Genomic DNA, 20,222 nt, shown 5'->3' on the forward strand with positions numbered 1-20,222 from the left:
ACCTGGCCGCTCCCCTCAGGAGAGGCCGAGCTTCATGTGCCGGTTGACGTCCTTGTAGAGCAGATAGCGGAACGGCTGCGATCCGGCGGCGTAGCAGGACTGCGGGCAGAAGGCGCGCAGCCACATGTAGTCGCCGGCCTCGACCTCGACCCAGTCCTGGTTGAGGTGGTAGACCGCGCGCCCCTCCAGCACGTAGAGGCCGTGCTCCATCACATGGGTCTCGTCGAACGGAATCACCCCGCCCGGCTGGAAGGTGACGATGGTGACGTGCATGTCGTGGCGCAGGTCGGCGGGATCGACGAAGCGCGTGGTCGCCCAGCGGCCGTCGGTATCCGGCATCGGAGTCGGCTCTATCGTCTGCTCGTTGGTGACGAAGGCCGGCGGCACCTCGATCCCCTCGACGAACGCATACGCCTTGCGGATCCAGTGGAAGCGCACCGGCGCATCGCTCGTATTGCGCAGCTGCCAGTCGCACCCCGGCGGCAGATAGGCGTAGCCCCCCGGCACCATCTCGTGGTGCTCGTCATCGACGGTCAAACGCATCTCGCCCTCGACCACGAACAGTACGCCCTCGGCACCTTCGTCCGGCTCCGGCCGGTCGCTGCCGCCACCGGGCGAAACTTCCATGATGTACTGGGAGAAGGTCTCGGCGAAGCCGGAGAGCGGCCGCGACAGCACCCACAGCCGGGTCTTTTCCCAGTGCGGCAGGAAGCTCACGACGATATCGCTCATCACCCCCTTGGGAATCACCGCGTAGGCCTCGGTGAACACCGCACGGCCATGGATAAGCTGGCTCTGCGGCGGCAAACCGCCATGGGGGGCGTAGTAACTGCGTGGCGGCTGGGTGCCGCGGGGGGCGTCAGGTTGCGACATGGATCCTCCTCGGTGAAGGCACGGCCTCCCCGGATGACTCGCGACCGAGCGCGATCCCCGGGCCAGCACACGCCCATGAAACATCAATGAAACGCGGATGAAACGGCAATGAAACTAGCGTAACGGAAGAGGGCTTTTCGCGGCCATCGAGTTGTGAAACTATCGATCGAACCCGAGCGGCTCTGCGACTCGCGCAGGCCCACGGCATCACCACAAGGATAATACGGGGACGGCATCACACCCCGAATAAAAGCGCTCTCCGCCGGTTCGACCGGCAATCACAACATCAACACGACAGAGAAGACGAAGCGTCCATGAGCCCATCATCCGAAGCGGATCTTGACCGTTCGCACAAGAAACGATCGTTTCATATCCCGCATATCTACGCCATCCTTTTCCTTTTCATCGTCCTCGCGGCGATCGCCACCTACCTGATCCCCGCCGGCGTCTACGAGCGCATACCGGGGCCAGCGGGACGCACCACCATCGATCCGGCCTCTTTCCACTACGTGCCCGCCACGCCGACCGGACTGACCGATTTTCTGCTGGCGATCCCCAACGGCCTGATGAGCGCCGGCCAGGTGGTGTTCTTCACCCTGATCATCGGCGGCATGTTCGCGGTGCTGCGGCGTACCGGCATCATCGAACTGGGTGTGGATAACCTGACGCGCCACTTCGCCGGCCGCAGCCTGTGGGTGATTCCGGTGCTGATGACCCTGTTCGCCGTCATCGCCACGCTGATCGGCACCCAGGAGCTGTCGCTGGTCTATGTGCCGGTGATCCTGCCGCTGATGATCGCGCTGCGCTTCGACTCAGTGGTGGCTGCCGCGGTCGCGCTGTGTGCCACCACCGCCGGCTTCACCGCCGGGGTGCTCAATCCGATCAACACCGGGCTCGGCCAGCAGCTCTCCCACCTGCCGCTCTATTCGGGCTTCGGCCTGCGCCTGGTCGCGCTCATCGCCATGCTCGCGGTGGCCGTGGTGTGGGTGCTGCGCTACGCCCGCCGGGTGCGTGACGACGCCGGCGCCAGCCTGCTCGACGACGACGCCGACGAGCGCGCCAAGCGGCGCCACTACCAGCATGCGCTGGATGCCGACAAGCCACGCGCCAGCGGGCGTCAGAAGGCCGCCATCCTGGCCGCCTTCGGCTTCTTCGCCGCCCTGGTCTACGGCGTGCTCGGGCAGGGCTGGTTCATGCTCGAGATGGCCGGGCTGTTCATCGTCATGGGTATCTCCGTCGGCCTGATCGCCGGACTCAAGGTCGACGCCATCTGCGAAGGCTTCAACGAGGGCTTCCGTGACGTCATGGTCGGCGCCATGATCGCCGGTATCGCGCGCGCCGTGGCCGTGGTGCTGGAAGATGGCCAGGTGCTCGACACCATGGTCCACGGCCTCGGGGTCGCGGTGGGCGGCCTGCCCACGCTGTTCTCGGCGCTGGGCATGTATCTCGCCCAGCTCGGCTTCAACTTCGTGGTCCCCTCCGGCAGCGGCCAGGCGCTGGTGACCATGCCGATCATGGCGCCGCTCTCGGATCTGCTCGGGGTGACCCGCCAGACCGCGGTCCTCGCCTATCAGTTGGGCGACGGCATCGGCAACATTCTCTACCCCACCTCCGGCTACTTCATGGCCACCCTGGCGCTGGCCGGCGTGCCGTGGCAGCGCTGGGTGCGCTTCTTCCTGCCGCTGTTCGGCGCCTGGGTGGCGATCGCCGTGGCCCTGCTACTGTTTGCCCAGGCCACCGGCTGGCAAGGCTAGGGTCCGGACGCAGACTGTCTCCGCGTCGACGGCGCGGAGGCGGTCGGGTTCAGGGGCCCAGCTCGTCGAGCGACTCATACAGATCGGTGATGCCATCGATCCGCGCCCGCCCGGCCGCCAGCCGACGGTGCAGCAGGGCGTTGGCCAGCAGGCAGATCAGGCTCATCGGCGCGGCGTAGCTGTCGAAGGCCGAGACGCTGTCCAGCGGACAGGCCAGCCGCCAGGTGACGCGTTCGGCGTAGCGCGCGGTGGTGGCATCCCCGATCAGCAGGCAGGGTTGCCCGCGCGCCGCCAGGGTCTCGACCAGCGCGTCGAACACCCGCGGCCGGCGGCGGAAGCCGAACAGCACCACCAGCGCCTCGGGATCGAGCTCGGCGAGCTCCTCGGCCAGCGACTGGTTGGGCGCCGGCCATAGCGCCACGCCGGGGCGGCACTGCAGCAACTGCTGGCGCAGATGCAGCGCCAGCGGATAGCTGTTGCGATACCCCACCACCGCCAGCCGCGGCGCGGCGTCGAGCGCGCCGATCACGGCCTCGAAGCTGGTCGCCGAGAGTTCCTCGAGGCAGCGCTGTAGATTCTCCTGCTCGCGGGCCAGGTGTCGGGCACTGCGCTCGGCACCCTCGCCCAGGGCATCGCTGCCCGCCGCCAGCGGCACGCCGAAGTGGCGCAGCTCGCGGGCGTGGGCCTTGACCGCCTTGAAGTCGGCGTAGCCCAGACGCCGGAACAGCCGCGTCACGGTGGCCTTGGAGACCCCCGAGAGGCGCGCCAGGTCGGCGGCGCTGTAGATCGCGAGATCCTCGAAGTGATCCAGAATGAAACTGGCGACGCGCCGCTCCTGCGGCGCCAGTTCGCCGAAGCGCTGCTGGAGCTGACGTCCGATATGGCCCTGCATGCGTACATTCCCTGATGATGGCTGCGGTCACTCTACCATCGATATTCCCCACCGCTGCGCCCGGGGTCACGGGCTGCGCCCGCCGGGCGTCGGCTCAGATCACCGAAGCGATGAACTGACTCAACTCCGGTGTCCTGGGTTGGGAGAATAGCGTCTGCGGATCGCCGGATTCGTGGATTCGTCCCTGATGCATGAAGACGACGCGGTCACTGACGTCGCGGGCGAACTTCATCTCATGGGTGACCAGGATCAGCGTCATCCCTTCACTCGCCAGATCTTCGAGCACGCGCAGCACTTCGCCCACCAGTTCGGGGTCGAGCGCCGAGGTTACCTCGTCACACAGCAGTACCTTGGGATTCATCGCCAGTGCCCGGGCAATCGCCACGCGCTGCTGCTGGCCACCGGAGAGCTGGGCTGGATAGGCGTCGACCTTCTCGGACATCCCCACCTTGGCGAGCACCGACTCGGCAATGCGGCGTGCCTCTTCCCGGGGCGTCTGCTTGACCACCACCGGTGCCAGCATCACATTCTCGACCACCGTCTTGTGCGGGAACAGGTTGAAGCTCTGAAACACCATGCCGACGTTCTGGCTCAGCTCCCCCGGCGACATCGCGGTGCCGTCGAGACGCTGATCGGCCAGATGGATGGTACCCCAGTCGTGTTGCTCGAGCTGGTTGAGGCAGCGCAGCAGGGTACTCTTGCCCGAGCCGCTGCGGCCGATGATCGACACCACCTCGCCGGCCTCGATCTCCAGATCGATGCCCTTGAGCACCTCCAGCTCGCCGAAGGATTTATGCAGGTCTTTAACGGATACCAGCGCCATAGAGCTTTTTCTCCAGGTGACGGGCGTAGCGGGACAGCGGATAGCAGAGGATGAAATATCCGAGCGCCACCAGCGCGAAGATGGTGAAGGGCGCAAACGCCGCGTTGTTGAGCATGGTGCCGGCCTTGGTCAGCTCGACGAAGCCGATCACCGACGCCAGCGCGGTGCCCTTGATGACCTGTACCGAGAAGCCGACGGTCGGCGGTATTGCCAGGCGCAGCGCCTGCGGCAGGATGACGTGGCGCATCGACTGCAGATAGTTCAGCCCGAGCACCCGGGATGCCTGCCACTGGCCGCTGGGTACCGCCTCGACGCAGCCGCGCCAGATGTCGCACAGGAAGGCGCTGGTGAACAGCGTCAGCGCCACGCTGGCCGCGGTCCAGGCGGAGACGTCGAACCCCAGCGCCGCGGCACCGAAATAGGCCAGGAACAGCTGCATCAGCAGCGGCGTGCCCTGGAACAGATCGACGTAGAGCCGGATCAGCCAGCGAATCGGCTTCAAGCCACCCATCCGCAGCAGGGTCAGTACCAGCCCGACAAGTGCGCCCCCGGCAAAGGCGATCAGCGACAGGACCACCGTCCAGCGCCCTGCCAGCAGCAGGTTGCGGACGATGTCCCACAGCGTGAAATCGGTCATGCCGAACCTCCCTGGCGAAACGCGAACAGGCGGCGCCCGACGAACTCGAACGCCAGCCGCAGCCCCACCGCCAGCAGCAGATAGATCAGCGTCACCACCAGATAGACTTCGAAGCCGCGGAAGTTGCGGGACTGGATGAAGTTGGCGGCGTAAGTCAGATCGAAGACCGAGATCTGGGAAACCACCGCGGAGCCCAGCATCACGATGATGCACTGGCTGATCAGCGACGGATAAATCCGTGAAAACGCCGGCACCAGGACCACGTGCCGAAAGCTCTGTAGACGCGACAGCCCCAGCGCGCGGGCGGCTTCATGCTGGCCTCGCTGGGTCGAGTCGATCCCGGCGCGCAGGATCTCGGCGGTATAGGCGCCAAGATTGAGAATCATCGCCAGCAGCGCCGCGACCGTCGCGCTGATCGGGATGCCCAGCGCCGGCAGGCCGAAGAACAGAAAGAACAGCTGCACGATGAACGGCGTGTTGCGGATGACCTCGACATAGCCGCCCAGCAGGCGGCTGACGAGGCTCGGTCGCCCTTTGAAAGCCCCGTCCCGCAGATAGGCGACGACGATCGCCAGGGCGATGCCGGCCATCGTCGTCACGGCAGTCAGCCACAGCGTCGTCATCAAGCCGTGCAGGATCTGATCCGTGTAGGGCAGCAGCGTGGAGAAATCCAGCGTCATGACCGCTTACCCACTCAGGAGGAGAGATCGTCGGGCAGCGCGGTGTGGAACCACTTCTGCGACATCGATTCCAGCGTGCCATCCTGCTTGGCCTGCTCGATCAGTGCATTGACGCGCGTCTTCAGCGCCTCGTTATCCTTGGCCAGGCCGATATAGCAGGGCGAATTCTTGATCCGGAACACCATGGTCGGCGCCCGCTCGGCGTTGCGCTCGGCGATCTGTGCCGCGACCACGTTACCGGTGGCGATGTAGTCGACCTGGCCGGAGAGAAACGCGGAGATCGTGGTGGCGTTGTCCTCGAAGCGCTGGACGGTGGTATCGCTCGGTGCCAGATCGGAGAGCTCCATGTCCTCGACCGAGCCGCGGGTCACCCCGATGGTCTTGCCGGCGAGCCCCGTAGCATCTTCGACCGGTGCGGCATCGGGTGTGCCGAACACGCCGAGGAAGAACGGTGCGTAGGCCTCGGTGAAGTCGATCACCGCGGCGCGCTCGGGGTTCTTGCCCAGACTCGAGATCACCAGATCGACCTTGTCGGTCTGCAGGAACGGGATGCGATTGGCACTGGTGACGGTCACCAGCTTCAGATCGACATCCATCTGGTCGGCCAGATACTGCGCCATATCGATGTCGTAGCCCTGCGGTTGCAGATCGGTGCCCACCGAGCCGAACGGCGGAAAGTCCTGCGGTACCGCGACCCGCAGCGTGCCACGCTGCTCGATGGTCTCCAGGTCACTGGCCTGGGCCGTGGCAGCGGCGAGGCCGGCGACGACGGTGCAGCAGAGCGCCAGCACGAGCTGACGCGAGAATCGATTCTTGACGCAGGCGAACATGCCATACCTCCTGAGGAGAGCTTGTACGTTGTTATGCCGATGGAGAAACGATTGGCGACTTCTCTACCGGATGAGAAACGTTGGTTTCACATCACGTCTTAGCAAGCTCGACGCCAGATCGGTTATCTGCGCTGTCGATTCAGGGAGTTAGCCAACGCTTAGAGACCGGGATCACCGTCTCGAGGACCGGGCAGGGGGAGAGATTGGTCCAATCAGGAGCACGGGAGAGCCCCCAGCGCACCATGAAGATGCGCGGTGGATGCCGGGTTCGATTCACGGGATTCAAACCCGGCATGACCGGTTCGCTAGGTGGCCGGGTGCTGGCTGGCCCAGTGGCGGGCGATATCCACACGTCGGGTTATCCACACCCGGTCGTGGGCCTCGAGATGATCGAGGAAGCGCTGCAGCGCACGGAAGCGGCCGGGCCGGCCGATCAGCCGGCAGTGCAGGCCGATCGAGAGCATCTTGGGCGTCTCTGCCCCCTCCGCGTAGAGCACGTCGAAGGCGTCGCGCAGATACTGGAAGAACGGCTCGCCGTGATCGAATCCGGTCGGCGAGGCGAAGCGCATGTCGTTGCTGTCCAGCGTGTAGGGGACGACAAGATGCTGATGGGTCTTGCCCTGGCTGTCCTCGGCCGGCATCCAGAACGGCAGGTCGTCACCGTAGTAGTCGCTGTCGTAGAGGAAGCCCCCCTCGTCGACCAGCAGACGGCGGGTGTTGGGGCTGTCACGGCCGGTGTACCAGCCCAGCGGGCGCTCGCCGTAGAGCGACTCGAAGATCGCCAGCGCGCGCTGCAGGTGCGCCCGCTCAACCGCTTCAGGCACGTTCTGGTAGTGGATCCAGCGGTAGCCGTGGCAGGCCACTTCATGGCCCAGCTCGCGGAACGCCTGGGCGGCTTCCGGATTGCGCTCCAGCGCCATCGCCACACCGAATACCGTCAGCGGCAGGCCGCGGCGCTCGAACTCCTTGAGCACCCGCCACACCCCGGCGCGGGAGCCGTACTCGTAAATCGACTCCATGCTCAGGTGGCGCGCCGGATAGGCCTCTGCCCCGGCGATCTCGGAGAGGAACTGCTCGGAATAGTCATCGCCGTGCAGCACGCTGTTCTCGCCGCCCTCCTCGTAGTTGAGCACGAACTGCACCGCGACCCGGGCCTGGCCGGGCCAGTTGGCCTGGGGCGGGTTGCGGCCGTAGCCGATCAGATCGCGGGGATAATCCGGGGAGATCATGCGCAGCGCCCTTTTTGTCGAGATGCCGGTTTTGGACTGGTCTTCATCGATATTGTATTCAAAATCGGTTATTTTTGTGGACAAAATAAACGTATCGCGATTCGCTCGAGTCGCCAAGGTGCCATGCCATGCAGATCCACGTCATCAACCCCAACACGACCGCCAGCATGACCGACAAGATCGGTGCCTGCGCCAACCGTGTGGCCGCGGAGAGCACGCGGATCCACGTCAGTCAGCCGGAGAGCGGCCCGGTCTCGATCGAGAGCCACCTCGACGAGGCGATCAGCGCCGTCGGCGTGCTGGAGGAGATTCGCCGCGGCGAAACCCTGGCAATGGATGCCTACGTCATCGCCTGTTTCGGCGACCCGGGGCTGCTCGCCGCTCGCGAGCTGACCCGGGCGCCGGTGATCGGTATCGCCGAGGCCGGCTTCCATCTGGCCACGCTGATCAGCACCCGCTTCTCGGTGGTGACCACGCTTTCGCGCACCGCGATCATCGCCGAGCATCTGCTCGACCAGTATGGATTCCGCCATCACTGCCGCCGGGTACGTTCCACCGACCTGCCGGTGCTGGAGCTGGAAAACTCGGCGGGCAATGCCTATCAGGCGCTACTGGAAGAGTGCCAACGAGCCAGGGACGAGGATGGCATCGGCGCCATCGTGCTTGGCTGCGGTGGCATGGCGGACCTCACCGAGCGCCTCACCCATGACCTGCAGATGCCGGTGATCGAAGGCGTCAGCGCGGCGATCAAGCTGGCGGAGTCGCTGGTTTCGCTGGGTCTGGGGACCAGCAAGCACGGCGATCTCGCCTTTCCCCGACCCAAGCCGTTCGCGGGGCGCTTCGCCGACTGGGGCCAGTAGCCGGATCAGCGCTGAGCGTCAGGCAAAGATCGCGTTCAGATCCGGCGCTTCATCGGTGCTTTCTTCAATCGACAGCGACGCCTCGATCGCCTTGAGGTGGCGCTGCATGAAAGCGATCGCGCGCTCCTCCTTGCCGGTTTCCAGCAGCATGACCAGCTCGTCGTGGTCGTGGGATTCGCAGCCCAGGTGACCGGAGGCGCCGTAGACGGCGAGGATCAGCGACGAGCGCGAGCAGAGCCGGGCGACGAACTCCGCCAGCGGCGTGTTGCCGGAGAGTTCGGCCAGGCGCTGGTGGAACTGGGCGGAGAGCTGGATCGCCCGGCTCTGCTGGCCGGCGCGCAGGGCCTGGCGCTCGTCGACGGCCAGTTGCCGAAGCGCCTTGGCGTCTGCCGGTTTCAGCCGCCGTGCGACCCAAGGCATCAACTGGCACTCCACCAGTTGGCGCGCGGCAAAGACATCCCGCGCCTCCTCGATGGTCGGCCGGCTGACACTGGCGCCACGCCTTGGCGTCAGTGTGACCAGATGCTCGAGCGCGAGACGCTGCAGAATCTTGCGGATGCCGGTACGGCTGACCCCGAACACTTCTGCCAGCGCATCCTCGCGCAGCCGTGCCCCCGGCTTGAGCCGGTGCTCGACGATCGCCTCGCGAATCTGCTGATAGATCGTTTCATGGCGCTCGGCGCCATCGCCCGCCTTGCCCGCCCCGCGACCCCGTTTCGCCTCGGCAGGCGTGCTCGTGTCGCTCGCTGCGTTCGCGCTCTTTGCCATTGTCGTTCGCTCCACCCAGCGCCGGTCGCACCGATAATTTACTTCGTCATCGATTGTATACGGCCCGCTGCCAGATGACAGCCGCAAGGGCACGGATGCTCAGCCCGAGACCAGCCGCCTGGCACTGGCGTTGTGCATGGCCACCACCGTCTCGAGATCGTGACCCAGCAGCTGGCCGTTCTCGACGCGACGCACGCCGTTGACGATGGAGAGATCGACCGTCGGCGGCTGGCAGAAGACCAGCGATGCCAGCGGGTCATGGAGCGCGCCACCGGCCAGCGCCAGCGAGTCCAGCCGGAAGCCGATGATATCGGCGGCCTTGCCCACCGCGAGCTGGCCGATATCGTCACGGCCCAACACCGCAGCGCCGCCACGAGTGGCGAACCACAGCATCCGGCGCGCGCTGAATTCACCCATGTCACCCTGGAGCCGGCCCAGCAGCATCGCCTGGCGTGCCTCCGCCAGCAGGTGCGAGCCATCGTTGGAGGCACTGCCATCGACGCCGAGACCGACCCGCATGCCGGCCTGGTGCATCGCCATCACCGGGGCGATGCCGGAACCGAGACGCATGTTGGAGCTGGGACAGTGCGCTGCGCCGCAGCAGTGGCCGCCGAGGCGCGCGATCTCGTCGGCATGGGGATGCACCATGTGGGCGAACCAGACATCGCTGCCGACCCAGCCGACCTGCTCGGCGTACTCCACCGGCGTGCAGCCGAAGCGCTCGCGACAGTAGGCTTCCTCGTCGCGGGTTTCGGCCAGGTGGGTGTGCAGATGCACGCCGTAGTGACGGGCCAGTTCGGCACTGTTGACCATCAGCTCGCGGGAGACCGAGAACGGCGAGCAGGGCGCCACCACGATACGGGTCATCGCCCGCTCGGCGGCGTCGTGATAGCGCTCGATGGCGCGCTGGGTATCGTCGAGGATCGCCTGTTCGGATTCGACCACGCTGTCCGGCGGCAGCCCACCCTGGGACTCGCCCACCGACATCGAGCCACGCGAGGCATGAAAGCGCAGCCCGAGCTCGGAGACCGCCGCGATCTGATCGTCGATGCGTGCGCCGTTGGGCCATAGATAGGTGTGATCCGCCGCGGTGGTGCAGCCGGAGAGCAGCAGCTCCGCCGCGGCGACCTGGCTACTGGCGAACAGCGACTCCGGGTCGAGTCGCGCCCAGATCGGGTAATGGGTCACCAGCCAGTCGAACAACTCGGCATTCTGGCCCGCCGGCAGGTTGCGTGTCAGGGTCTGATAGAAGTGATGGTGGGTGTTGACCAGCCCCGGCAAAATGACGTGGCCGCGGGCATCGATGACCAGGTCGATGGGCGTCTCGAGCGTTGCCGTGATTTCCGACGCTGGTCCGATCGCCGCGATACGATCGTCCTCGATCAAGAGACTGGCATTGCGCAACTCGCGCGCGTCATCGTCGAAGGTCGCAATCAACTCGGCATCGCGGATCAGCGTGGTCGTCATCAACTGCCCCTGTAAGTCGAGTAGCTGTAGGGCGAAAGCAACAGCGGCACGTGATAGTGCTCGTTTGGCGAATCGACCGTGAACTGCAGCGGAATGCGGTCGAGGAAGTGGCCGCTCGATGTCTGACTGGCGCGTAAATAATCCCCGGCATGGAAAAGGAGTTCGTAGACCCCGGCGGAGAAGTCCGCCCCTTCCAGCAGCGGTGCGTCGCAGCGGCCGTCGGCATTGGTCTTCACATCGGCCAGCCGCAGCCGGGTGCCTCCTTCAAGCCGATAGAGCTCGATGCGCAGATCGCTGGCAGGGCGACCGCGCGCCGTGTCCAGCACGTGAGTGGTCAGATAACCTTGTGGGGCGTCGCTCATGGCTTCCTCGCGAATCGGTTGTCGTGGCCGAAAAGGGTGGATCGACGGGCGGTGTCGCGCTAGCCTCATTCAAGTGTTTTTGTATACAAAGGTCAACCGGAGCCGCCATGTCTGCCGCCCTGCTCTCGCCTCGCCCCAGCCAGCTCGATCGCGACGCGTTCATCGCGCGCTATGGCGATATCTACGAACATTCGCCGTGGATCGCGGCGCAGGCCTGGGAGCTGGGGCTCGAGGCGGCCCAGGACACGCCCGCCGGACTGGCCGAGCGGCTGCGCGACCAGGTCGACGCCGCCTCGGCCAAGGCCCAACTGGCGCTGATCCGAGCCCATCCCGATCTGGCCGGCAAGGCAGCGATCGGCGGCGAGCTGACCGACGACTCCCGCTCGGAACAGGCCGGCGCTGGCCTGGACCAGTGCACGCCGGCGGAGTTCGCCCGTTTCGAACGGCTCAATCACGCTTACCGTGAACGCTTCGAATTCCCCTTCGTCATCGCCGTGCGTGGACTCGATCGCCACGCGATTCTGGCCGCCTTCGAGACCCGCCTGAACCATACCCGGGAGCAGGAGCGCCGGACCGCCATCGCGCAGATACACCGGATCGCGCAACTGCGGCTGGAGCAGCGCGCGGCCGAAAGTCTTAACCGATAGCGCGCAGACACCAGGGGATCGAGCGGTTATCCTGAGCGCCTGATATGAGCGGACACGAGAGCGGCGACGGGTGACGGACGAAGAGCGGCATCGGGCGACTGAACAGCAGCGGCATCGGGCGACTGAACAGCAGCACAATCGGGCGACGGAACCCAAACGCAGGGCCGTCGGCCGGCCCGCGGGCGGCAAGAGCAGCGGCGGTCACAGTCAGTCGCTGGTCCGCGGCCTGAAAATCCTGGAAATGCTGGCGGCAACCCCGGACGGACTGGCCCTTTCCGATGTCGCCGAGGACGTCGGCCTGGCCCCTTCGACCACCCACCGCCTGCTGCAGGCGCTGTTCCAGCAGGGCTTCATCACCCAGGACGTCGAGAGCGGACTGTGGAAGATCGACGTCAAGACCTTCCGTATCGGCAACAGTTTTCTCGAAGCGAGGGATTTCGTCGCTACCGCTCGCCCCTTCCTGCGCCAGCTCACCGCCACCAGTGGCGAAACCGCCAATCTCGGCATCCGCGATGACGGCATGGTGGTCTATCTGGCCCAGAGCGAATCGAAGCAGATGATGCGCATGATCACCCGTCTCGGGTCACGGGCGCCGCTGCACGCCTCCGGTGTCGGCAAGGCACTGCTGGCGTGGATGCCGCCTCAGGAGTTCGAGCAGATCGTCGCCGGCCGTACGCTGGAGGGCGAAACGCCCAATACGCTGACCAACGTCGAGACGCTTCGCGACCAGTTGGTCGAGATTCGCCGACAGGGTTACGCCGTCGACCGCGAAGAGCATGCCATCGGCCTGAACTGCGTCGCGGCCACCCTGCATGACGAAAGCGGCCTGCCGCTGGCGGCGATCTCGGTCTCCGGCCCAGTGGCCCGGATCGACGACTCCCGCCTGCCCGAACTCGCCGCGCTGGTCGCGGAAACCGCCCGCGAGATCACCGCCAAGATCGGCGGCAAGACCCCCACCGAACCGCCGGCGTAGGCGCTTTTGCTCAGGTATTCAGGATCACCCCGCCATTCAGATGGATAGTCTGGCCGGTCATGTAGGAAGACTCCTTGCTGGCCAGATAGACGTAGGCAGGCCCCATCTCGCTGGGCTGCCCGGCGCGTTTCATCGGCACCTGCCCACCGAAGCCCTCGACCTTCTCGTCGTCGAAGCTGGCTGGAATCAGCGGCGCCCACACCGGACCCGGCGCCACCGCATTCACGCGGATCTCGCGACCCACCAGCGATTGCGCCAGCGATCGCACGAATCCCTGGATCGCCCCCTTGGTCGCTGAGTAATCGATCAGGGTAGCGTTGCCCTTGAAGGCGTTGACGGAGGACGTGGCGATGATGGTATCGCCGGCCCCCAGATGCGGTACCGCCTCGCGCACCAGATAGAAGTGGCTGAAGATGTTGGTGGCAAACGTCCGCTGCAGCTGCTCGTCAGTGATCTCGGTCACGTCGTCCCAATCGTGCTGCTCGGCGGCATTGTTGACCAGGATATTGAGGCCGCCCAGCTCCCGCCGCGTGCGCTCGACCACGTCGCGACAGAATGCGGAGTCGGCGACGTCGCCCTTGAGCAACAGGCAGCGCCGGCCCTCGGCTTCGATCAGCGCCTGGGTGTCTTCGGCGTCGCGATCCTCGTCGAGGTAGACCACGGCGCAATCGGCGCCCTCGCGCGCGTAATGGACCGCGACGGCACGACCGATGCCGCTGTCGCCGCCGGTGATGAGCGCCACCTTGCCCTTGAGCTTGTCGGTGCCACGGTAATCGGCACGAATGAACTCCGGTTCAGGGTGCATCTCATGCTCGTTACCCGGCTGATGAGTCTGATGCTGTGGTGGAAAATGCGATTCGGACATTCTGGCTCCCTCCCGAATGAATCGAATGAAATGTACCCGGCCGTCGCGGCATCTTTCCCGAGATTCACCGCGACGCTCTCCCAGCATAGGAAGTCTGGCGATTTCTTCCAAACCTTGGTATCGACATTTAACCCAGGTTAATTCAAGAGCCGGGGAGCGGTCTTGTCGCCCCTGGCGGAGACGCCGCGACATCGCTCCTCTCCGGGCGTGAAGCCGGCCGCCAGCGGCGCTACACTATCGCCGCCGCATGCGCCGTCACATTCGCCCGCCAAAGAGGTCTCCCGATGCCTTCGCACCTGCTCTCCGTCGATTCGCTCTCCCGCGATGCCGTCGACCACCTGATCCGCATCGCCGAGCGCATGGAACCGATCGCCCAACGGCGCAAGGTGACTCGCGTGCTCGAGGGTGCGGTGCTCGGCAATCTCTTCTTCGAGGCCAGCACGCGCACGCGGATCAGCTTCAACGCCGCCTTCTGCCGGCTCGGCGGCAGCGTCTGCGATACCACCGGCTTCACCTTCTCGTCGATGGCCAAGGGCGAGTCTCTCTACGACACCAGCCGGGTGATGGGCGGCTATGTCGACGCCATCGTCATGCGCCACCCGGAGCAGGGCTCGGTGGCGGAGTTCGCCGAGGCGACCCAGGTACCGGTGATAAACGGCGGCGACGGCCCCGGCGAACACCCGAGCCAGGCGCTGCTGGACGTCTACACCATCACCAAGGAGTTCGCGCGGCTGGGCAAGCCGCTGGCGGGCGCCCATCTGCTGCTGACCGGCGACCTGAAATACGGCCGCACGGTGCACTCGCTGATCAAGCTGCTGTCGCTCTACGAACCGCTGCGCATCACGCTGGTCTCGCCGCCGGGGCTGGAGATGCCCCAGCACCTGATCGATCTGGTGGCGTCGCGGGGGCATCGCATCGAGACGCGGCCCAACCTCGCCGAGTCGTTCGACGACGTGGACGTCATCTACGCCACCCGGATCCAGCGCGAGCGCTTCACCGCGGAGATGTCGGAAAGCTTCACCGAGCTGACCTCGGACTTCGTCGTCGATCGCGGTTTCCTTGACCGCCGTTGCTCGCCGACCACCATCGTCATGCATCCGCTGCCCCGGGACAGCCGCCCCGGCGCCAACGATCTCTCCACCGACCTCAACGGCGACCCGCGCCTGGCGATCTTCCGCCAGACCGACAACGGCATCCCCATGCGCATGGCGATCTTCGCCCATCTGCTTGAGGTGGAGGAGGAGATAACACGCGACCTGCGCGAGGTGCGCTGGTTCGTGCCGGAGACCTTCGGCGTCGACGACGCCAGCTTCCAGGGCTCAGGTTTCGCCTGAAAAGTTGGCGAGCGATGGCCAGGCAAGGCGAAAATGAGCGAGAAGGCGGAGTTTACGGGTTGTAAATGAGTACTTTGATCGGACTCGCGCACGAGCTCATTTTTAACGCCGCATGGACGAGCGCAGCACTTTTGAGGCAAGCCTAACGGCGTGCTTGCCAGAACAGCGAAAACAGCTCCGACTGGGAATTGACCCCCAGCTTGGCGTAGAGATGTTTCTTGTGGGCGCGGACCGTTTCGACGGAGATCGCCAGACGCCGGGCGATCTCCTTGGTCGAGCTGCCGCCCAGCATCAATTGGCTCACTTCGCGCTCACGTTCGGTCAGTGCATAGCGGGAATCGAATTCCAGCGCGCGTTCCGGTAGCGGATGCCAGGGATGGGGCCCGGCCTCGCCATCGCCCTCCGGCTCGAAATGCATGCGCAAGCGCATCAGGGCCAGCAGCCACGGCTGCATCAGCGCGAGGCTGCCCAACGCCTGACGGGAAAAGGAACGGGTCGAGCCCAGCGACAGGCACAGGGTTCGGCGAGCATCCAGCGTCTGATTGAAGTGAATTTCGTCGGCGACGATGTTGCGTCGAAAATAGCGCTGATAGTACTCGGTGCGGGTGAAGTGCTGAGGCGCCACTTCCGCCAGCGTGAACAGACCGCAGCGATCGCGCTCGCAAGCGTCGATGTAGAACGGATCGAGGAGATACAGGCCGCGCTGATAGTCCTGAAACAGCGCGTCGTCGGCGCCATCGTCCTCGTCGCTCTCGGCGAGAATACGGGGCGGCTGCCGGCGGTCGAAAACCAGTGCCACCCAGGTATCGAAATGCACCTCCTCCGCCAACCGCCGCACCAGCGCCAGCCAGAAGCCGGCACGATCGACGTTTTCCGCCAACTGCCCGAAGGCACGATGCCACTCCAGGCTTTCCAGCGGCGTCATGTCATCGGTACTTGTCCTCGGCCAGGGTCGATGCGTCATCGTTTCTCTCTCTGAGGCTACGCCTTCCTTACGCCATATCTCTTCAACACCACCGGCGAGCGTCTCCTTCCCCCGATCGGGTTACCCCGCTCGCGGGATAGGCAGTGGCGCGGGATTGGGGATACTGGAGATCACCGGCTCCCGTTCCAACCACAACTCCCGGAGTGTTCCATGCAGCTTGTTCTGGCACAACTCGCCAGCCGCGAAGGCGAGATCGCGCACAACCTCGCCCGCGCGCTGGAAATCGTGCATGCCGCCGACGAAGGCACAGCGCTGATCGTCTTTCCCGAAACGCACCTGAGCGGCTTTGCCGAATCCGGACATGTGCTCGACCGCGCCCTGGCGCTCGACGGTCCGGAGTTGCAGGCGCTGATCGGCGCCAGTCGCGAGCGCGACATGGCGATCGCCATCGGCCTGCTGGAGCGGGATGGCGATGCCGTATTCAACACCACCGTGCTGATCACGCCGGAAAGTGGGATCGCCCTGCGTTATCGCAAGACTCATCTATGGCCGGATGAACGCACCCTGGTCGAGCCCGGCGATGCGCTTCACTGCCTCGAATGGCGCGGCCGATGCATCGGGCTGCTGATCTGCTACGACCTGGAATTCCCCGAACCGGCGCGGGCGCTGGCCGCCATGGGTGTGGACCTGCTGGTGGTGACCAACGGCAACATGGACCCCTACGGCCCCGTACACGCCCGCGCCGCCCAGGCCAGAGCCCAGGAAAATCAGTGCTTCCTGGCCATGAGCAACCGGGTCGGCCAGGGCGCCGGGCTCACCTTCGCCGGCGAGAGCGCGCTGGTCGGCCCCGACGGCGAGCTGCTGTTCCGGGCCGGCCGCGAGGAGACGATCCAGCCGCTGCACCTGGATCCGGCACGCCTGTCCAGCGCCAGGCAGGAGTACGACTACCACCGGGATCGGCGCCTGAGCCTCGAGGGCCACCTCGAAACCCAGGGCTCACACCGCAGCTGGCATTTCGGCTGAGCGCCGTTGCTCTGCCCTGCTGTCGGTGCCACAGCGGCAACGGGTCGCAATGACCGCGAATCTCGAAATAACCGCGAATCTCAAAATAACCACAACAGGAAACGACGATGTCGGAAATGAAGAAGACCCTTACCCTCTCCCAGGTGGTGCTGTTCGGCCTGGCCTACATGACCCCGATCATCGTGCTCGGCACCTTCGGGGTACTCGCGGTGGTCACGCAGGGGGCGGTGGCGGGTGCGTATCTCGCCGCCCTGGTGGCCATGCTGTTCACCGCCCACAGCTACGGTCGCATGGCCGCTGCCTATCCCGTAGCCGGCTCCGCCTATGCCTATGTTCGTCATGCCATCGACGATCGCCTGGGTTTTCTCGCCGGCTGGGCCATCCTGCTCGATTATCTGTTCCTGCCGATGGTGATCTGGCTGATCGGAGCGGCCTATCTCAACTCCGCCTTCCCTAGCATTCCGACGGCGCTGTGGCTGTTGGCGTTCATCGCGGTCACCACGGTGATCAACGTGCTCGGCCTGAAGCTGGCCAGCCTGGTCAACAGCGCCATGATGCTGATTCAGATGCTGGTGCTAGTGGCTTTCGTCGGTCTCAGCGTGCATTACATCCTCGGCGACCCCACGCAGCCGCTATTCAGCCTGGCGCCGTTTCTCGGCAGCGACGGTGGATCGCTACCGGTACTGATGGCCGGTGCAGCCGTCGCCTGCTACTCGTTTCTCGGCTTCGATGCCGTGACCACGCTGACGGAGGAGACTCGAGATCCGCAGCGCACGCTGCCCCGAGCGATCCTGTTGATCACGCTCCTGGGCGGGCTGATCTTCGTCGTCGTCTCTTACTGCGTCCAGCTCGCGGCACCGGGCTTCGACTTCGCCAACCCGGATGCCGCCGCCTATGCCATCGCGCGTAACATCGGTGGCGATCTGTTCGTCTCGATCTTCCTGATCGGATTGGTCGTGGGCCAGTTCGCCTCGGGCATTGCCGCACAGGCCAGCGGCGCTCGGCTGATCTATGCCATGGGACGGGACGACGTGTTGCCGCGGCGCTGGCTGGGGACGCTGGGTCGCCATGGGACGCCACTGGGCGGACTGATATTGAGCGCCCTGGTGGCACTGCTGGCGCTGACGATGGATGTGCTGTCAGCGGCCTCGTTCATCAACTTCGGCGCTTTCCTGGCCTTTGCCCTGGTCAACCTGGCGGTGATCTTTCATTACTATCTCAAGGAGCGCCGCCGTGGCCCGGGCGATACCCTGTGCTTTCTGGTCTGCCCGGCGATCGGGCTCGTCGCCATCGTGTGGCTGCTGTTCAGTCTCGATCACAGAGCGATCATGCTTGGCTCGATATGGCTACTGGCAGGATTGGGCTGGCTGGCCTGGCTGACCCGTGGCTTCCGCCGCCCGACGCCAGAGCTGCATATCGACGCTTGAGGTGGAGGAGATGACACGCGACCCGCGCGAGGTGCGCCGGTTCGTGCCGAAAACTGACGGCATCGACGAAGAGAGTCCGAAAGCGGGCTCATGATGCGCCATCGATCCCCGGAACTGGGTCATCCGTTGGTTTGACGGCATTGTGGCGCGCACCCCGCGACAGCCCTGCCTATCGATCCAAGGCAGCCGATGCCCTTCATCGGCTGCCTGATTCAACGCCACTGTCGATTATTCCACTACCCACCCAATCTCTCTCGAGGCTGACCCAAGACTGCCGGACGGAACATTCCGGCCCGGACCTCCATTGTAAGGTCGCGAAAAAACAGACATAGAAAAGCGAAAAACGCCCTCCTACCCTCCTTTCCGAGGGAAAGAAGCCCAACAAAAAGAGGCGAGGCGTCTAACGAACCTCATCTCTTCCGGCCAAAAAAATAGTGTTATTAAATAGTTGACATCAACTACAGAACGAGTGACACACTGAGTAGGTCACGTCACTCTTCGATATGACAGAATCAACAATTACAAGCGCAGCGCGCAACCCAAGACGGACTCCCTATGACAGTTTATTCGTCGTCGGCGACAACCTCCTCCTGGTATCGGGACTCCATCGCCGTCGAGCTCGAGCCGGCGCTCCCGCTGGAGGGCGATCACCGCGCCGATGTCTGCGTGGTCGGCGCAGGCGTTACCGGGTGTTCCGCCGCGCTGCACCTGGCTCAGCGGGGATATCGAGTCATCCTGCTCGAAGCACTGACCGTGGGCCATGGGGCCTCGGGACGTAGCGGCGGGCAGATACTGCCTGGCCTGGGCACCGATATACACACCGTCGAGAAGGCCTTGGGGCTATCGGCCGCCCGTGATATCTGGGAAATGAGCCGTGAGGCCGTCAGGCTGACCGCCCACCTCGTCGAGCATCACCAGATCCCCTGCGAGATGTCCTGGGGTTACCTTCACGCGGCGGTCAAACCTCGCCATGTCGTCGCGCTCAGGCAGTCACAGGAGCGCATGGCCCGCGACTTCGACTATCACGGGCTCGAGTGGAGGGAAGGCGACGCGCTGCGCGAACACGTCGTCACCGATGCCTACCCGGCGGCGCTCTGGGAGCGCGAAGCGGGCCACCTGCATCCGCTCAATTACACGCTCGGCCTGGCCCGAGCCGCTCAACAGGCCGGAGCGATCCTTCATCAGTTCAGCCCCGTGGTCGATATCCAGCACGGCCAGCCGGCCAACGTCGTCACCGCGCGCGGCCGTGTCACTGCAGATCACGTCGTGATCGCCACCAACGCCTACGGCGGTAGGCTGGTGCCCGCCATGAGCGGGCGCATCATGAAAGCGGCCAACTACATGATCGCCACCGCGCCCATGACCGAGCAGCAGGTCGCTCAGGTTCTCCCGAGAAACGACGCCTTGTCGGATGCCAACTTCGTACTCGACTATTATCGTCTGTCGAAAGACAGGCGCCTGATCTACGGCGGAGAAGTGAGTTACGACGGCCGCCCACCGCAAGGTCTGGAGGCGCGCACCGATGCCAAGATACGGCGTCTTTTCCCGGTGTTGAAAGAGATCGATATCGAATATCGCTGGGGAGGAGACGTGGCCATCACCATGAATCGCGCACCTGACTTCGGCCGACTGGCGCCTAATGTCCTTTATGCCCAGGGCTACTCCGGCCACGGGATGGCGTTGGCGGGGCTGGCCGGCCAACTGCTGGGCGAGACCATTGCCGGACAAAGTGAGCGCTTCGACATCTTTGCCGCCATGCCCCACCGGACTTTTCCGGGCGGCCGGTGGTTACGGACCCCCCTGCTGGTACTGGCGACCCATTTCTACAAGCTTCGCGACCGGCTGTGACCAGC

Annotated in this window: 20 protein-coding genes; 8 read left to right on the top strand and 12 right to left on the bottom strand. The window is 65.0% G+C overall.

The window, feature by feature from the left end:
* Positions 1–15: 15 nt before the first annotated feature.
* Positions 16–873 (bottom strand): bifunctional allantoicase/(S)-ureidoglycine aminohydrolase, encoded by an 858-nt coding sequence (locus tag DOM56_RS01610; protein ID WP_110707192.1) that lies wholly within the window; start codon positions 871–873, stop codon positions 16–18.
* A gap of 314 nt (positions 874–1,187) precedes the next feature.
* Here DOM56_RS01610 and DOM56_RS01615 point away from each other — a divergent pair, with 314 nt between their 5' ends.
* Positions 1,188–2,627: a TIGR00366 family protein gene (locus tag DOM56_RS01615; RefSeq protein ID WP_110707193.1), complete on the top strand. Its 1,440-nt coding sequence runs from the start codon at positions 1,188–1,190 to the stop codon at positions 2,625–2,627.
* Positions 2,628–2,676: 49 nt separating this feature from the next.
* On the opposite strand, the gene DOM56_RS01620 is transcribed toward DOM56_RS01615, so the two are convergent.
* From DOM56_RS01620 to puuE, 6 genes are all read right to left on the bottom strand, one after another.
* Positions 2,677–3,519 (bottom strand): MurR/RpiR family transcriptional regulator, encoded by an 843-nt coding sequence (locus tag DOM56_RS01620; RefSeq protein ID WP_110707194.1) that lies wholly within the window; start codon positions 3,517–3,519, stop codon positions 2,677–2,679.
* Positions 3,520–3,613: 94 nt separating this feature from the next.
* Positions 3,614–4,342: an amino acid ABC transporter ATP-binding protein gene (locus DOM56_RS01625; RefSeq protein ID WP_110707195.1), complete on the bottom strand. Its 729-nt coding sequence runs from the start codon at positions 4,340–4,342 to the stop codon at positions 3,614–3,616.
* The gene (locus tag DOM56_RS01630; protein WP_110707196.1) at positions 4,323–4,979 is read right to left on the bottom strand and encodes an amino acid ABC transporter permease; all 657 of its coding nucleotides are present in this window, start codon (positions 4,977–4,979) and stop codon (positions 4,323–4,325) included. The genes DOM56_RS01625 and DOM56_RS01630 overlap by 20 nt, the downstream gene beginning before the upstream one ends.
* Positions 4,976–5,659, bottom strand: coding sequence for an amino acid ABC transporter permease (locus DOM56_RS01635; RefSeq protein WP_110707197.1), 684 nt, complete (start codon positions 5,657–5,659; stop codon positions 4,976–4,978). Before DOM56_RS01635 ends, DOM56_RS01630 begins: the two co-directional genes overlap by 4 nt.
* 14 nt (positions 5,660–5,673) lie before the next feature.
* Positions 5,674–6,489: a transporter substrate-binding domain-containing protein gene (locus DOM56_RS01640; protein WP_110707198.1), complete on the bottom strand. Its 816-nt coding sequence runs from the start codon at positions 6,487–6,489 to the stop codon at positions 5,674–5,676.
* Positions 6,490–6,794: 305 nt separating this feature from the next.
* On the bottom strand, positions 6,795–7,718 hold the full coding sequence (puuE, locus tag DOM56_RS01645) for an allantoinase PuuE (RefSeq protein WP_110707199.1): 924 nt from the start codon (positions 7,716–7,718) through the stop codon (positions 6,795–6,797).
* Between the two features lie 128 nt (positions 7,719–7,846).
* Between puuE and DOM56_RS01650 the strand changes: the two genes are divergently transcribed.
* Complete coding sequence (locus DOM56_RS01650; protein WP_110707200.1) at positions 7,847–8,578, top strand: aspartate/glutamate racemase family protein; 732 nt, start codon at positions 7,847–7,849, stop codon at positions 8,576–8,578.
* Between the two features lie 18 nt (positions 8,579–8,596).
* Here the strand turns inward: DOM56_RS01650 and DOM56_RS01655 are convergent, their stop codons facing one another.
* From DOM56_RS01655 to uraH, 3 genes are all read right to left on the bottom strand, one after another.
* Complete coding sequence (locus DOM56_RS01655) at positions 8,597–9,346, bottom strand: GntR family transcriptional regulator (RefSeq protein ID WP_110707201.1); 750 nt, start codon at positions 9,344–9,346, stop codon at positions 8,597–8,599.
* 99 nt (positions 9,347–9,445) lie between these two features.
* Entirely contained in the window at positions 9,446–10,813 is a 1,368-nt protein-coding gene (locus DOM56_RS01660) for an 8-oxoguanine deaminase (RefSeq protein WP_110707202.1), read from the bottom strand.
* On the bottom strand, positions 10,813–11,175 hold the full coding sequence (uraH, locus tag DOM56_RS01665) for a hydroxyisourate hydrolase (protein WP_110707203.1): 363 nt from the start codon (positions 11,173–11,175) through the stop codon (positions 10,813–10,815). The genes DOM56_RS01660 and uraH overlap by 1 nt, the downstream gene beginning before the upstream one ends.
* 107 nt (positions 11,176–11,282) lie before the next feature.
* Here uraH and uraD point away from each other — a divergent pair, with 107 nt between their 5' ends.
* Positions 11,283–11,822 (top strand): 2-oxo-4-hydroxy-4-carboxy-5-ureidoimidazoline decarboxylase, encoded by a 540-nt coding sequence (gene uraD / locus DOM56_RS01670; RefSeq protein WP_110707204.1) that lies wholly within the window; start codon positions 11,283–11,285, stop codon positions 11,820–11,822.
* A gap of 70 nt (positions 11,823–11,892) precedes the next feature.
* A complete protein-coding gene (locus DOM56_RS01675; RefSeq protein WP_110707205.1) occupies positions 11,893–12,795 on the top strand; it encodes an IclR family transcriptional regulator in 903 nt (300 codons plus the stop codon).
* 10 nt (positions 12,796–12,805) lie between these two features.
* On the opposite strand, the gene DOM56_RS01680 is transcribed toward DOM56_RS01675, so the two are convergent.
* Entirely contained in the window at positions 12,806–13,660 is an 855-nt protein-coding gene (locus DOM56_RS01680; protein WP_110707206.1) for an SDR family oxidoreductase, read from the bottom strand.
* A gap of 284 nt (positions 13,661–13,944) precedes the next feature.
* Here DOM56_RS01680 and DOM56_RS01685 point away from each other — a divergent pair, with 284 nt between their 5' ends.
* The gene (locus DOM56_RS01685; RefSeq protein WP_110707207.1) at positions 13,945–14,994 is read left to right on the top strand and encodes an aspartate carbamoyltransferase; all 1,050 of its coding nucleotides are present in this window, start codon (positions 13,945–13,947) and stop codon (positions 14,992–14,994) included.
* A 142-nt stretch (positions 14,995–15,136) separates the two neighbouring features.
* Here the strand turns inward: DOM56_RS01685 and DOM56_RS01690 are convergent, their stop codons facing one another.
* Positions 15,137–15,958 (bottom strand): LuxR C-terminal-related transcriptional regulator, encoded by an 822-nt coding sequence (locus tag DOM56_RS01690; RefSeq protein ID WP_198655634.1) that lies wholly within the window; start codon positions 15,956–15,958, stop codon positions 15,137–15,139.
* A gap of 171 nt (positions 15,959–16,129) precedes the next feature.
* On the opposite strand from DOM56_RS01690, the gene DOM56_RS01695 reads away from it, so the two are divergent.
* From DOM56_RS01695 to DOM56_RS01705, 3 genes are all read left to right on the top strand, one after another.
* On the top strand, positions 16,130–16,942 hold the full coding sequence (locus DOM56_RS01695) for a carbon-nitrogen hydrolase family protein (RefSeq protein WP_110707208.1): 813 nt from the start codon (positions 16,130–16,132) through the stop codon (positions 16,940–16,942).
* Between the two features lie 107 nt (positions 16,943–17,049).
* A complete protein-coding gene (locus DOM56_RS01700) occupies positions 17,050–18,369 on the top strand; it encodes an APC family permease (protein ID WP_110707209.1) in 1,320 nt (439 codons plus the stop codon).
* A 555-nt stretch (positions 18,370–18,924) separates the two neighbouring features.
* Complete coding sequence (locus DOM56_RS01705) at positions 18,925–20,217, top strand: FAD-binding oxidoreductase (protein ID WP_110707210.1); 1,293 nt, start codon at positions 18,925–18,927, stop codon at positions 20,215–20,217.
* Positions 20,218–20,222: the final 5 nt, after the last annotated feature.

Source organism: Salinicola sp. CR57 (assembly GCF_003206585.1).
Taxonomy (GTDB): Bacteria; Pseudomonadota; Gammaproteobacteria; order Pseudomonadales; family Halomonadaceae; genus Salinicola; species Salinicola lusitanus.